13 protein-coding genes are annotated in these 13,590 nt (G+C 37.8%); 7 read left to right on the plus strand and 6 right to left on the minus strand.

Going from position 1 to position 13,590, the window contains the following annotated elements:
• Positions 1 to 277: 277 nt before the first annotated feature.
• Positions 278 to 1,420, minus strand: coding sequence for a DDE-type integrase/transposase/recombinase (locus tag DNK84_RS04260; protein ID WP_208123253.1), 1,143 nt, complete (start codon positions 1,418 to 1,420; stop codon positions 278 to 280).
• Between the two features lie 223 nt (positions 1,421 to 1,643).
• Between DNK84_RS04260 and DNK84_RS04265 the strand changes: the two genes are divergently transcribed.
• The 5 genes from DNK84_RS04265 (at position 1,644) to dcd (ending at position 6,043) form a co-directional block, all read left to right on the plus strand.
• Positions 1,644 to 2,033, plus strand: coding sequence for a DUF1425 domain-containing protein (locus DNK84_RS04265; protein WP_162902211.1), 390 nt, complete (start codon positions 1,644 to 1,646; stop codon positions 2,031 to 2,033).
• A 162-nt stretch (positions 2,034 to 2,195) separates the two neighbouring features.
• Positions 2,196 to 3,545, plus strand: a complete 1,350-nt coding sequence (locus DNK84_RS04270) for an MFS transporter (protein WP_119343334.1) — start codon at positions 2,196 to 2,198, stop codon at positions 3,543 to 3,545.
• A gap of 93 nt (positions 3,546 to 3,638) precedes the next feature.
• A complete protein-coding gene (gene coq7, locus DNK84_RS04275) occupies positions 3,639 to 4,280 on the plus strand; it encodes a 2-polyprenyl-3-methyl-6-methoxy-1,4-benzoquinone monooxygenase (protein WP_119343335.1) in 642 nt (213 codons plus the stop codon).
• A gap of 77 nt (positions 4,281 to 4,357) precedes the next feature.
• Positions 4,358 to 5,440: an iron-sulfur cluster carrier protein ApbC gene (gene apbC / locus DNK84_RS04280; protein WP_119343336.1), complete on the plus strand. Its 1,083-nt coding sequence runs from the start codon at positions 4,358 to 4,360 to the stop codon at positions 5,438 to 5,440.
• Positions 5,441 to 5,476: 36 nt separating this feature from the next.
• Positions 5,477 to 6,043, plus strand: a complete 567-nt coding sequence (dcd, locus tag DNK84_RS04285; RefSeq protein WP_119343337.1) for a dCTP deaminase — start codon at positions 5,477 to 5,479, stop codon at positions 6,041 to 6,043.
• Here the strand turns inward: dcd and DNK84_RS04290 are convergent.
• Both DNK84_RS04290 and DNK84_RS04295 read right to left on the minus strand, forming a co-directional pair.
• Entirely contained in the window at positions 6,029 to 6,613 is a 585-nt protein-coding gene (locus tag DNK84_RS04290) for a DedA family protein (RefSeq protein WP_162902212.1), read from the minus strand. The genes dcd and DNK84_RS04290 overlap by 15 nt on opposite strands.
• Positions 6,614 to 6,721: 108 nt before the next feature.
• Positions 6,722 to 8,287 carry a GDSL-type esterase/lipase family protein gene (locus DNK84_RS04295; RefSeq protein ID WP_119343339.1) on the minus strand — a complete coding sequence of 522 codons (1,566 nt, stop codon included), beginning with the start codon at positions 8,285 to 8,287 and terminating at the stop codon, positions 6,722 to 6,724.
• Between the two features lie 364 nt (positions 8,288 to 8,651).
• Between DNK84_RS04295 and DNK84_RS04300 the strand changes: the two genes are divergently transcribed.
• Both DNK84_RS04300 and DNK84_RS04305 read left to right on the plus strand, forming a co-directional pair.
• On the plus strand, positions 8,652 to 9,071 hold the full coding sequence (locus DNK84_RS04300) for a MerR family transcriptional regulator (RefSeq protein WP_162902213.1): 420 nt from the start codon (positions 8,652 to 8,654) through the stop codon (positions 9,069 to 9,071).
• On the plus strand, positions 9,061 to 11,286 hold the full coding sequence (locus DNK84_RS04305; protein WP_119343341.1) for a heavy metal translocating P-type ATPase: 2,226 nt from the start codon (positions 9,061 to 9,063) through the stop codon (positions 11,284 to 11,286). The genes DNK84_RS04300 and DNK84_RS04305 overlap by 11 nt, the downstream gene beginning before the upstream one ends.
• Here the strand turns inward: DNK84_RS04305 and DNK84_RS04310 are convergent.
• The 3 genes from DNK84_RS04310 to DNK84_RS04320 are packed head-to-tail and all read right to left on the minus strand — an operon-like array spanning position 11,283 to position 13,588.
• Positions 11,283 to 11,951 carry an ABC-type transport auxiliary lipoprotein family protein gene (locus tag DNK84_RS04310; protein ID WP_119343342.1) on the minus strand — a complete coding sequence of 223 codons (669 nt, stop codon included), beginning with the start codon at positions 11,949 to 11,951 and terminating at the stop codon, positions 11,283 to 11,285. The two genes, DNK84_RS04305 and DNK84_RS04310, sit on opposite strands and share 4 nt — an antisense overlap.
• Complete coding sequence (locus DNK84_RS04315; RefSeq protein WP_119343343.1) at positions 11,944 to 12,789, minus strand: MlaD family protein; 846 nt, start codon at positions 12,787 to 12,789, stop codon at positions 11,944 to 11,946. The genes DNK84_RS04310 and DNK84_RS04315 overlap by 8 nt, the downstream gene beginning before the upstream one ends.
• Positions 12,779 to 13,588 (minus strand): ABC transporter ATP-binding protein, encoded by an 810-nt coding sequence (locus tag DNK84_RS04320; protein ID WP_235826820.1) that lies wholly within the window; start codon positions 13,586 to 13,588, stop codon positions 12,779 to 12,781. Before DNK84_RS04320 ends, DNK84_RS04315 begins: the two co-directional genes overlap by 11 nt.
• Between the last annotated feature and the right edge of the window lie 2 nt (positions 13,589 to 13,590).

Here is a 13,590-nt window from a genome sequence, read left to right on the forward strand (position 1 = left end):
TTGAATCAAAAGAAACGGTTACCAAGGTTCTGATTTTTAATGACCTCATTGTATCAAAATATAAGTTACCATTCTTATTGGTTCTAAAGCATACAAATTGCTTTAGAATAATGAATTTAACATACCATTCTAATTTGACAAAGTTACAATAGCATTTTATCCATAAATAGTTGAGAGTGAAGGAGATTATGAAATTCTTGATTGTGGGTGCAAACTTGTTTTGTACCCCAGCCCCTCTGGCGAAGATAGCTGAAAAATGCCTGGATACTTTGTTGATCTAAACCGCTTTTCTTTTTTGCTTGCGATCTAAATTAACGAGTTTATTAATCACGCTAAGTTTCTCTTGAATGCTTTGCTGCAATTCAAAAGGATCCAGTTGTTTGTGCACTATTGCAAGCTTTATTTTTATACCACGATCAATCTGCTTAGATGCCATAACGCGCTGATAAGGTGTTTGAGGTTTATCATGTTTTTTGATGATTTTAGAACCTTCTCTATGCTTTGAAATCAGCTTGAAGTTTGGCATAAAATGATTGTTAAAAAGTGATACTTCATTTTGATACAGATTATTTACTAAGGCAACAAGCTTCATATTGTCATAACGATGGTAACCTAAGAGCTGACGGACATGTGTCCAGTTCTTCTGCTCAACATGCGCATTATCATTTTTGTGATAAGGTCTTGATCTTGTCATTTGGATTGATTTTCTTGCAAAATAACGCATTAAATGACGGTTTAAAAACTCAGAACCATTGTCAGAATCAAAGCCTTTTAACTCAAAGGGGAGCGCTTCTTGTATTGATTTAATTGCATTAATAACGCCATGCGCGCCCTTATTCCAGATGGCTCTATTTTCAGTCCAACACGTGGCAATATCTGACACCGTCAAGCTCCACATAAAATCACCTGATAAGCTGTCGCCACAGTGTGCTACCGTATCGGCTTCAACAAATCCAGGAATGCTTTCATCCCATTGATTGGTTTTAATTGGAATATGCACCTTTAATAAACTTCCTGGCTTTGTGGTGCAAAACTTTGGATGTAATCGGTAGGGCTTTAATAGTCGATTGATGGTCGCTGAACTGACTGATTGCAATTGAGCTTTAATCTCCTTAGAAAGATTACCATGATGCTTTTCATAGAAAGGCAACCATTCAGGTAGAACCATTTTTAAACGCTGTCCACATATTTGATCGCTAACAAACCAAATGTCTTTAAGCACCTTGATAAGCTCTGGCGAGTCATATTGTTTTTTCTTTCCTGGTTTTTTGCGCTTTGCTTGTGTAGTACGATTAAACAAGCGAATAACTGATTTGCGATGCATTGAAAGTGTTTGGCAGGCTTGATCTAGCAATTCACTTTTTCTTGCCTTGTTCGCCACTGTATACTGCGATTTCATGTTGTTTATAATTAATTCCATAGTCAGTTTTCCCATAGAAACCTTCATTTGTTAAACATGGGTAACTTCTATTATGATTTAATGAGTCATTTTTTGCGCAGTGCAACTTTTATTTCGGTAACTTTTAATTTGATTCAATTCGACTGCGTGTTGAATCAAAAGAAATACAGTGAAAAGCTTTGTCAGTGGTATATAATAATCGATGTGCTTTAATGATTTTACTTTAAGTAAACAAGGAGAAGTTATGCGTATAAAACCTATCATTTATGTGTCAGCTTTATCAGGCGTTATTTTTTTGTCAGGTTGTGCCAGTCGCTGTATTACAGTGCCAGCAAATGCAACAGATTCCCAGCGTTTTGGCTCAGGGTTTGGGCAATTAACGGCTAGTCAACCCTCTGTTCACCGTGTAGATAATGGTAATATTCAAGGCCAGATTTCGGTTAAAAATAATAAGTCTGCGAATCAAAACTTTCAATATCAGATACAGTGGTTTGACAAAACCGGGGTAGCTGTTGGCCAGCCTCAACCGTGGACGCCAGTTCAGGTTTATGGTGATTTGCAAAAAACGATTACATTTACCGCCCCAATGCCAAATGCAACGTCTTATCGTATTTCATTTTGTCGAGCAGAATAATACATAAGCGGTGATGTGAAATAATAAAGTAAATAACATGTCTTTTGTTGCTATTTACTGCTTTATCACCTGTATTGAATCAAAATACAAGAAAACGCCTGTTTGCAACAGCATAAATTATCTGTAAAATCCTAGTCTATTCACTGTTGATCTGGTTTAAATATGAAGTTTTCTGAAAAAAAAGTGACATTAAGTATTGCGAGTATCTATGCATTTCGTATGCTGGGCTTATTTGTTATTTTACCAATATTTAGTCTTTATGCAGATAAAATCATTGATGCAACACCAACTTTAATGGGACTTGCATTAGGTATTTATGGCTTAACTCAAGCGCTTTTACAAATTATCCTGGGCATTTTTTCAGATTACTATGGCAGAAAGCCCATTATTATTTTTGGGTTAGTGTTATTTATTATCGGTAGCATTGTCTGTGCGGCATCAACAACGATTTACGGTATTATTATTGGCAGAGCCTTGCAAGGTGCAGGCGCTATCGGCAGCACTTTAACGGCACTTATTGCTGATGTGACAAAAGAAGAAAATCGAATGAAAGCGATGTCTGTTATTGGTATGACGATCGGTTTGTCTTTTATCGGTGCAATGGTGTTAAGCCCTATTTTAAACAGTTTAGTCGGTTTATCGGGTATTTTCTGGTTAACCGCATTATTAGGTGCTATAGGCATTTTTATATTGGTTTTTATGGTGCCAACACCAAAGAAGATTATGGTGCATCGTGATAGTGAAACGGTTGCAGGACAAATTAAAAAAGTTCTTGTGCTGCCAGAGCTTTTACGCTTGAATGTGGGTATTTTTACCTTGCATGCCATACTAACGGCTTTATTTTTAGTGATCCCTGTTATTTTAGAAAGCTATATTGGTATCAGTGAAACAAGGCAATGGCTGGTTTATCTGCCGGTATTGGTTATCTCTTTTGTGATAATGGTGCCTTTTATTATTATTGCTGAAACAAAAAACAAAATGAAATCAATATTTGTTGGCGCAATTTTCATCTTAACCGTGATGCAATTTTTATTATTTGAGTTTGATCGGCACGTTATTGTAATGAGTGTTTTGTTGATTCTGTTTTTTTCAAGTTTCACACTTTTAGAAGCGGCTTTACCTTCGCTTGTCTCTAAGATTGCGCCTGTAGGTAGCAAAGGTACGGCAATGGGTGTTTATTCAAATGCGCAATTTTTTGGCATCTTTATCGGTGGTGTGCTAGGTGGTGTGGTATTTCATCACAGTGGTATTAAAGGGGTCTTCATATTAAATGGCTTATTGGGCTTGATATGGTTTATCATCGCATTAACAATGAAAAAGCCGAAACAGTTAAGCTCTAAAATTATTAGCTTAAAGCAATTTAAAAATCAGTATTGTGCAGATTCACTACGCCAAAAAATATTAAACTTGCCAGGAGTGGAAGAGGCGATGGTCTGTATGGATGAATATGTTGCTTATTTAAAAGTAGATAAAAAACACTTCAATGAGCAGGATTTTACGACAATTATGTGAAGCATCCGTAAGTTTGCTTTACAAAGCAAATACGACAAAATAGCGCATAAATGATATAATACAACAAGAATAAATATCTGGTAAGGCAATGTAATGTTTCGTAAGTTTTCAATAGTTGACAGGCTTGTCGCTGAGGTGGATCATTTTGTGAAAATATTAACACAGCCTGCAGCACATCCAACAAGAAATTCGCCAGCAGAGGGTCTAGCAGAGCCTTTACTTACGAATAAGCAGCAAGCGCATGTTGCAGGATTGATTAGAGTGGATCATACCGGTGAGATTTGTGCGCAGGCTTTATATAGAGGCCAAGGGTTTGTTGCCAAAGATGAAACAACGCGTGCGCATTTATATCAGGCTGCAGATGAGGAGTATGACCATCTATCCTGGTGTGAGGGACGTTTGAATGACTTAATGGCTAAAAAAAGCCTGTTAAATCCATTATGGTATCTGAACTCTTTTATGATTGGTGCTACTGCGGGCATGATCAGCGATAAAATCAGTTATGGTTTTGTGATTGAAACAGAAAATCAAGTAATGAAACATTTGGAAAGTCATTTGATGCAGTTACCACAGCAAGATGAAAAATCACGTGTTATCCTAGAGCAAATGCACAAAGATGAAGCAGAGCACGCAGATCATGCACAATCTGCAGGCGGTGTTAAACTTCCTGTTTGGGCAAAGCTTCTTATGAAAGCACAATCTAAAGTGATGACAACGGTTGCTTATCGGATTTAGGGTTGCTTTTGTTTTGCTCGTAAATCTAAATTACGATAGACTAAGCGCAGTTTTATAATCATATAATAGGCATTTATATGCAGCAGTTAAAGTTATTATTATCACAGTACCAAGCTGATATATTCGGTTTGCCTGCGCAGTTGTATTTATCGCAAGCGCAGGTTATAAAAGATAAAGATGTTTTTAATATCATACTAAAAATTGGGTTTCCATTGTCTAAAAAAGTGATTGATCAACTTATCGCAAAAATAAGTGATCATCTATATGCAAATAATTTTGAGAAAGCTTTTGAAATTCAAGTAGAAACGGCAATTGAGCCTAAAAAGCCACAAAAAGGGCAAAAGCCTTTTAAGGGTATAAAAAATATTATTGCGATTGCTTCAGGTAAAGGTGGTGTCGGTAAATCGACAACTGCAGCAAATCTCGCGATTTGTCTGGCACAAAACGGCGCAAGAGTCGGGCTTTTGGATGCGGATATTTACGGTCCAAGCCAGCCGCTTATTATGGGAAATTTCGACAATCCAATAACCAATGATAAAAAAAAGATCCAACCGTTACAATGCCATGGTGTTAAGATGATTTCAGTTGGAAACCTCATTGATCAGGATTCAGCAATTATTTGGCGAGGACCCATGGTGTCAGGTGCTTTGATGCAGCTTTTAAATGATACTGACTGGGGTGAGCTGGATTATCTGTTTGTAGATTTGCCACCTGGCACAGGTGACATACAATTAACGATGGCAAAAAACATGCCTATCTCAGGGGCGGTTGTGGTTACGACACCACAAGATCTTTCCATGATTGATGCAAAACGTGCGGTTGCTATGTTTCAAAAAGTTGATATCCATGTGCTTGGTATTATCGAAAATATGAGTGTTTATACTTGCGAAAACTGTGGTCATCAAGCGCATATTTTTGGACAAATGGCAGCAGAGAAATTAACGAAGCAATATCACCTTTCATTACTTGGCAGGTTGCCTTTGGATATTCATATTCGTCAAGATGCTGATAATGGCATACCAACGATGGCTACTAATTTGCAAAGTGACCTTTCTTTATATTATCAAAAGGCAGCTTTTAAAATGGCTGCAAACCTTGCAAAACAACCAAAAGCAGTTGCAATTAATATGCCGGGTGTAAAGGTTGAGTATACTAAATAAATTATTTTAGCGAACAAAAAAACAGGAGTGACAGTTATGTCTATTAAATCAGATAGATGGATTCGCCATATGGCCGAAAACAAGGAAATGATATCACCTTTTGAGGCAGGGCAAATCCGCTATAAAAATGATGAAAAGATTGTCTCTTATGGGACATCCAGCTATGGTTATGATGTACGTTGTGCCAATGAATTTAAAATCTTCACAAATATCAATTCATCGATTGTGGACCCCAAGTCATTTGATAAGAATAACTTTGTTGATTTCACGGGTGATGTTTGCATTATCCCGCCAAATTCATTTGCTTTGGCAAGAACGGTAGAATATTTTAAAATTCCAAGAGATGTTTTGGTGGTTTGTTTAGGTAAATCCACCTATGCACGTTGTGGGATTATCGTTAATGTCACACCGCTTGAGCCAGAGTGGGAAGGCCATGTTACACTTGAGTTTTCAAATACCACACCATTGCCGGCAAAAATTTACGCCAATGAAGGCGTTGCACAGATGCTATTTTATCAATCTGATGAAATCTGTCAGACTTCATATGCAGATCGTGGGGGAAAATACCAGGGGCAACGTGGTGTCACACTACCTAGGACTTAATTTTCTTTGATAAAGACGTTTTCCGCCTTTAAAGAGAATATAAACGACCACAATGATACCAATTGTAATATAGATATAGGTGTCATAGCTGGCAAAATCATCAAAAAATCGTAAGGTTGCTGCACCACAAAGATAGCCAAGTGTGCCAAATATTACAGCCCAGATAAAAGCCGCAAACCAGTCAATAATAAAAAAGGGTAGAAATCGCTCGGCATTAATGCCGATAATGTAAGGTGAAATAAATCGTAGGCCGGGCAGGAAGCGATACATAAAGATATATAATAGACGATATTTTTTAATATAACCATTGACCTGGTTTAGACGCTTTGAGTGAGGGTGAAGATTATGCTTATGCAAAAATTTATTGATTATTGCCATTAAAAGGCGCCCAGCAATAAAGTAGAGAAAACTGATCAAGTGACTGGCAATGGTTAATAATAAAATAAGGATAATAAAGTTGCCATGATCAGAGTTTGTGGCAAATCCTGCAACAACAGCTAATACAGCACTGTTTAGGGCAGAGGCGGCTAATGATAACCAGAAGTAATGCGTATAAATTAATCCAATCATATCGTTGTTTGCATTCCTTGCGTTGATCATATTACGCTTTAATTATAACAGCTTTCCATTAAAAGTGGTTTAGCTGAGTTTGATTTTGCAGTTAAATTATTCCAATTATTATTTGCTATTGCTAAGCATACAATTCTCACCACCAATACCATATTGAGTTAGTGTGCAGGCAGTGTTGAGATAACCTGCTGCCTGTAAATAGGTTTTAGTGGCCTCATGGTGGCATAAAAGCTTAGGATAATTGGGGTCTGACTCAATACAGGTTTGAACTCCATTATGATAACTTTGACTGCAGTGAATCGATTGGTTAAGGTTTCCATGTTGACCAAGAAATGCACCCCAGCCAGCATAAGGAATATTGTCACCATTGGTAATATAATTGCCAATCACAAGCTGATCTGGACACATATATAATGTCTGTTTAATTGGTGGTATAGGTGGCGTTGGTGTGGCGTTTAATAACTTTTCTAGGTAGGTTGCCAGGGTTTTAGCGTGACGTTTGGCATAGGCGAGTGTTGGATGTCCATAACCCATATTATCTATTCTATCTGTATTGCCACGTTTATCAACTAAACAGCTTATCATCTTGCTATTATAACTCATGGAGTTTGTTGTATCACTGATATAAGCACAGACTTTCTGGTAATCACTATTATTCTGACTGCTGACGATATTACTGATGGCTTGCCAGTAATCACTATAGTTAAAACCATATGAGTTTGATACAAATCCCCATAAATCAAGTACGATTTTTGCATTCGGATTTAGTTGTTTAATACGATCAATAAAGGCATCTAATTTAGTTTGGTATTGGTGAGCTGGGTAGCCCCATGCTTTATCGTTGGTTCCAAGATTAATGACAACTATATCGGCATTTTCGGCGCCTTGTCCAACTTTGCCAACATAGGCACTGCCTGTTCCATAGTTGATATGGTCAAAATAATCAAATATGCTTGAATTCCACCAATTATTATCAAAAAAGCCAATACCTGATAAAGCGATAAAACTTGGATTGATTCTGTATTTTGCATTAAACTCAAGTTGTTTGATGGCAATAAACGCATAAGATATTTTTATGTTGGCATAGCCATCGTTGTCAGTGTGTCCATTATCGTTATTATTATCCTGGAGTCCTGTTGTGATAGAATCACCATAAAATACAATTTTACGCATTGGTTTTGTGGGGGCAATGAATGTCACACTTTTTGCTGTAATATTATTTATGGCGGTTGGATTATAGTAAGTATCTCCTTTATGATCAGCTTCATTAAGCTGTGTAATTTGAATATGATATGTTTTCTCCATTTCAAACCCATGCGCTTTTGATAATTGAAGCGTTAGTGTTCGTGGTTGATCCTTTGTTATATGTAAGATGGGGGAGTAATCTAGTTGTTTACCATCTTTTTGATGAATAAACACCTGAAACCAGCTATCGGTTTTCCCTCCTTTATCAATGGGTGTCAAGGTGAGCTGAACACTTGCATCATCAGATTTTGGCATGACTTTAAAGCTTATTCCTGTGCCAGACCAGTTGCTTAATACGTGTGACTGGCCTGGCAATGTTCGTCCCAGATAAGTAATACGACTATCGTTGTTGTTTGTTTTTGCTGTTGTAAGATGCCCTATAGATAATAACATAAGTATACTGATATATCTCCCTGTTGCATGCTTCATGATTCTCCTCCAGTTGATGTGACGTTGGATTAATTAAAAGCTTACCTATTATGCACTTATGTGTCTTTGTTCTCTGTAACATATTGCGTTTTATAAAGGGTATTTTTAGATCCGTTTATCATGTAATCGTAATCAAGAAAGTTAAATTCAGATATAGAAAAATAATCTTATATTCTCTATTTCCATCATTTTGAATGTCTTAGACCATTTGCAAAATGGCTTACGAATACGATTAGCTCCTTGCTGCTTTTCCCGGGTTAGTTGATACTTAAGCGTCAGGTGCTATCTTTAAAAATAATACTTGACCTTTACCTTAAGGTTAAGCTTATGCTAGATAATTAATAAAAAACAAATGGGTGTTATTATGCTTCAAATCGGTGAAGTTGCTAAAAAAATGGCAATTACAACGGTTGCCATTCGCCATTATGAGAAACTGGGTTTGATCCGTTCAAATCGAGGAATAAATGATTATCGCTTGTATGATGAGCACGCAGTTGCGCGATTAAAATTTATTGAAAATGCGAAAAAGGTTGGTTTAACACTATCACAGATAAAATCACTATTGGATCTGGAAGGGCAGCCAACAAGTTTTCGTGTTAAAAATACGATTGAAAAAAAACGTCTTGAGATTAAGGCAAAGATAAAGGCATTACAAGAGATCTATTACGTACTAGATGCATGGGATAAAGCTTGTGATGGGGCAATGCCAACTAGCCAGTGCCCGATTTTGGCACAGTTATACCAAGATAATCAAAAGGATACAGGTGATAGCAATGCGCAGTGAAAATACACATTTTACATTTAAACTACACAACGTCTCGTGCGCCAGTTGTGTCAAGCATATTGAAAAAGCACTTGATAAGGAAAATATTGATCAGGTGGCAGTTAATTTTGCACAACGAACGCTTGAAGTAGACACGAGTTTACCTGCTGATGATATTATTAAAATATTGAAAAAAGCAGGATATGAAGCAACAAGACAAGATGAGGAAAATAATCACCATGACCACCATGGTTCACATACCGATAAAAAGCAGCTAGAAAAACAACTTGCAAAAGTGATTATTTCAGGTGCTTTAGGTGTTATAATGCTTGTGCTTGCCTGGTTGCCATCAACACCTGGCTTAATGGATACTTCTGGGTATGTTTTTTGGCTTGTTATGGCGTTAATCACAACAATAGCATTGTTTTATTCGGCAAGTCATATTTATAAGGGGGCATATAAGGCTTTATTAAAACTTACCTCCACAATGGATACCTTGATTGCAGTTGGGACATTGGCGGCATGGGGCTATTCGATTGTTGTTATACTTTGGCCAGGGTTGTTTCCAGATAATGCGCGTGAGATATATTTTGATGCGGCATTGATTATTGTGGCATTGGTGAATTTGGGTAGTCTTTTGGAGAGTAAAGCACGTGGTAAAACATCACAAGCAATTGAAAAACTTATCGCCTTACAACCTAAAACCGCTGTGAGAATCAATGATGATGGTCAAGAAGAAAAGGTGGAAATTAAAGCGATTAAGCTCAAAGATAAGATAAAAGTGCGTCCAGGTGAAAATATTGCCGTAGATGGTGTTGTTATAGAGGGGCATTCCTACGTTGATGAGTCGATGTTAACGGGAGAGCCTGTTCCTGTGGCTAAAAAAGAGAAAAGTGAAGTGTTTGCAGGGACTTTAAATAAAAAAGGCAGCTTCGTATTTGAAGTTAAAAAAATCGGCAAGGAAACGGCATTATCCAATATTATTGATTTGGTGCAAAAGGCGCAAGCAACCAAACCACCCATTGCACGCCTGGCTGATACTGTTGCTGCCTATTTCGTGCCTGCTGTTTTAATGATCGCAATTATCACCGCACTTATTTGGATTTATTTTGGATTCTCAGCAGCCTTTGTTTTGGTGGCAAGTGTTAGTGTATTGGTGATTGCCTGCCCATGTGCGCTTGGTCTTGCAACGCCTATTTCTGTGATTGTTGGAATGGGGCGTGCTGCACAAAGTGCTATTTTGATTCGTGATGGCCAGGCATTGCAGGTTGCCAGTAAAATCGACACAATTATTTTAGATAAGACTGGTACGATTACGAAAGGAGCACCTGAGGTTGTTGATACCATCGAGGCTTCTCAGGTATCAAAAGAAGCTATTTTAAAAGTGGCCGCTTCACTTGAGCAATATTCTGAGCATCCTCTAGCACAAGCGATCGTCAAAAAAGCGCAATCAATGTCTATTGCAATTGAAAAAGCAAAGGATTTTGAATCTGAAAGTGGGTTTGGTGTAAAGGGTGTGCTTCATGGAGAACCAGTATATTTAGGTAATAAGGCATGGCTTGAGAAAAATAATATTCAGCCTGGTAACTTAGCGCAAAAGGCAGAAGCGTTTGCCAGTCATGCACAAACGCCAATTTATGTTGCCAAAGATGGCAAGGTGTTGGGTATTATTGCAATAGCAGATCCAGTAAAAGAAGATGCTAAGAAAAGCATTAAGGTGATGCAAAATCTTGGTATTCAGGTAATGATGATTACAGGGGATATAAAAGGCACGGCTTTGGCTATTGCAAAAGAAGTTGGCATTGATCAGGTAATTGCTGATGTCTTGCCTGCTGATAAAGCCAAAGAGATCGAGAAACTACAGCAAAAGGGGCAGCTAGTTGCCATGGTTGGTGATGGTATAAATGACGCCCCGGCCTTAGCGCAATCAGATATTGGTTTTGCGATTGGCAGTGGTACAGATGTTGCAATTCAAAGTGCAAAAGTTACCTTAATGCAAAACTCTTTAATGGGCGTAAGCCAGGCGGTTGCTGTATCAAAAGCCACGATGCGTAATATCAAGCAAAACCTATTTGGCGCCTTTATTTATAATATTATTGGGATTCCAATTGCAGCTGGGGTTTTGTTTCCTGTTATGGGGATATTATTAAGTCCAATGATTGCCGGTGCTGCAATGGCAGCTTCTTCCTTAACTGTCGTGTTAAATGCCAATCGCTTACGTATTAAAAAAATCTAAGTACTATGAGGTGCTTTTAAGCTGCGTGAAAGCCATTGGCCAACATTTGATACAAGCTTATTGGACAGGGTATTGGCACTATCTGCAAAAGATGCTGCACTGGCTTTACTTGGTGTTTGCAGTCGAAAGGTTTTGCTGTCAATAATTTTCCCAGTTGCAGCGTTTGTCAGTGTGTAGGTAACAGAAAGAAAGACAATTGGCTCAGCACCTTGTTGAGCCTTTTGTATGAGCTGGTTTAAATTACCTGTTAAGCGATAATCAGCATAACCAATAAAATTACTTGAGACAACGTTTCCAAATTGATGATCATTCAGTAAATATTGAGTAAGTGTTTGTGTTAGCATTTGATTAGGAGAAGATATCCATTGACTTTGCTCATAAGATGATAATTGGTATGGTGTTTGCCGATAATACATATTACTTTGGCTATAAGGCTGGTTTGCCGTTAAAGTTGTGATAAATAAGGTGTATTTTGATGATGCCTGAGTCGTGTTTTGAGCGGTACTTTCGCTGCTTTTGGTGGCGTTTTGGTCCAAGTTTGCACTTATTTGATAGTAATGTATTGGTGGTGTGTTAACCGGTGATAATAAACCACTACAGCCAGCTAAACTAATTGCAAGGCCAGGTATGGCGAAATAAAAAAATAAGCGCTTATATTTACTCATTGACAGCTCCTGGTTTATGTTGTGCTTTGCCGCGAATCAAAGCAGATGGATTTTGATTAAGTGTTTGAAGTAATTTAGTGAATTCAATCATGCCTTGGTCTACATCGCTCAAAGTTTGATGCATTTGCGGCAGTAAGACGTTATTAACCGCTTGCAGTGTTTGATTTTGCAGTGTTTGAGAGATCATATTTACCTGTTTAGAAGTTCCGGCGATAGACTGACTTGCTTTGTTAATGCTATCCATAATGCTATCAAGTTTTTTACTGCTTTTGGCAAAGTTAGCTGAAATAGATTGTAGATTGGCAATAATCTCATTGAAGTTTTTAACATTGTCATCTGAGACAACCTGGTTTATTCGTGTTGCAATCTTTGTGATTTGTGTCGCAACAAGGCTCATTTGATCAACAATATTTGTTAGAAATGAGGCCTTTGTCTGTATTTCAGGGTAGGGTGGCTTATCTTTAGGCGGCATTAACGTGGTGGGCTTTTTACCTTTAAGAGACAGGCTAATATATACCTGGCCTGTGATTCCTTGTGGTACTAAGCTTGCATAAGTATTCGTGAAAATAGGAATACCCTGTTGGATTTGCATGGTGACAATCACCGTACTTGGGTTTTTTCTGTCAATTTCAATGCTTTGCACTTTTCCAATACCAACACCATTATAGTTTATGGGGGCGTTGACATTAAGGCCGTTAACAGATTCATGAAAGTGTGCGGTATAGATATTATACTTTGTGTTCTTAAGGCCAAAAGCAAGCCAAAAGCCGATAAAAATCATTGCTGCTGTGATAAGGATAATAAATAATCCTACGATAAAATATCGATTATTTTTCATTCTTTTTTCCTTGTGCTATGCTGTGTTGGCCATGTTCTTGTCCACCATGGAAAAAATTTTTTAAACTTTCATATTGTGTGAGTTTAGCAACTTTTTCTAAGCTGTCATGCACTAGAACCTTCATTTGGTCAATATAAACAATATCATTGACGATGCGCCAAATACTTTCTAATTCATGTGTGATCATGATAATTGAAAGGTTTAGATCTGCTTTAAGCTGTAGAATCAGCTCATCCAGTTTCTTGGATGAATAAGGATCAAGTCCTGCAGAAGGTTCATCCAGAAAAACGATATCCGGGTCAAGTGCTAAAGTTCGGGCCAAAGCGACCCTTTTTAGCATGCCACCGCTAAGCTCTGATGGATAACGATCAAAGGCTTTTTCATCAAGGCCAACCATTTTAAGCTTTAAACGTGCCAAATCAATCATGACTTCTCGCGAAAAACCAGTATATTCTTGTAATGGAAAGATAACATTATCCAGCGCAGTCAAGGCACTAAAAAGCGCACCACTTTGAAACATCATGCCCATTTTGCTGGCAAAGTAGCGCCGTTTTGGTTCATCGTAATATAGGTTTGAGATTTTCTGTCCCAAAAGATAGATTTCTCCCTCAGTTACAGGCTGTAACATCAGGATTTCACGGATTAAAGTGGTTTTCCCAGAACCGCTGCCACCAATAATCGCCGTAATATTGTGTGGGTAAATCGTTAAGTTGAGATTTTTATGTACCCAGGTATCATCAAAACATGTGCCTAGATCCTTGACTTCAATGATTGGCTTTATCTTTTCAGGCATTGCCATAA

This window comes from Facilibium subflavum (genome assembly GCF_003574485.1).
GTDB classification, from domain to species: Bacteria; Pseudomonadota; Gammaproteobacteria; order Francisellales; family Francisellaceae; genus Facilibium; species Facilibium subflavum.

Excerpts from the sequence above, each read along its gene's own strand:
- apbC (WP_119343336.1), top strand. The coding sequence starts at position 4,358 with ATGCAGCAGTTAAAGTTATTATTATCACAGTACCAAGCTGATATATTC.
- DNK84_RS04295 (WP_119343339.1), bottom strand. The coding sequence starts at position 8,287 with ATGAAGCATGCAACAGGGAGATATATCAGTATACTTATGTTATTATCT.
- DNK84_RS04290 (WP_162902212.1), bottom strand. The coding sequence starts at position 6,613 with ATGATTGGATTAATTTATACGCATTACTTCTGGTTATCATTAGCCGCC.
- DNK84_RS04310 (WP_119343342.1), bottom strand. The coding sequence starts at position 11,951 with ATGAGTAAATATAAGCGCTTATTTTTTTATTTCGCCATACCTGGCCTT.
- dcd (WP_119343337.1), top strand. The coding sequence starts at position 5,477 with ATGTCTATTAAATCAGATAGATGGATTCGCCATATGGCCGAAAACAAG.
- DNK84_RS04260 (WP_208123253.1), bottom strand. The coding sequence starts at position 1,420 with ATGGAATTAATTATAAACAACATGAAATCGCAGTATACAGTGGCGAAC.
- DNK84_RS04265 (WP_162902211.1), top strand. The coding sequence starts at position 1,644 with ATGCGTATAAAACCTATCATTTATGTGTCAGCTTTATCAGGCGTTATT.
- DNK84_RS04320 (WP_235826820.1), bottom strand. The coding sequence starts at position 13,588 with ATGGCAATGCCTGAAAAGATAAAGCCAATCATTGAAGTCAAGGATCTA.
- DNK84_RS04315 (WP_119343343.1), bottom strand. The coding sequence starts at position 12,789 with ATGAAAAATAATCGATATTTTATCGTAGGATTATTTATTATCCTTATC.
- DNK84_RS04300 (WP_162902213.1), top strand. The coding sequence starts at position 8,652 with ATGCTTCAAATCGGTGAAGTTGCTAAAAAAATGGCAATTACAACGGTT.
- DNK84_RS04270 (WP_119343334.1), top strand. The coding sequence starts at position 2,196 with ATGAAGTTTTCTGAAAAAAAAGTGACATTAAGTATTGCGAGTATCTAT.
- coq7 (WP_119343335.1), top strand. The coding sequence starts at position 3,639 with ATGTTTCGTAAGTTTTCAATAGTTGACAGGCTTGTCGCTGAGGTGGAT.
- DNK84_RS04305 (WP_119343341.1), top strand. The coding sequence starts at position 9,061 with ATGCGCAGTGAAAATACACATTTTACATTTAAACTACACAACGTCTCG.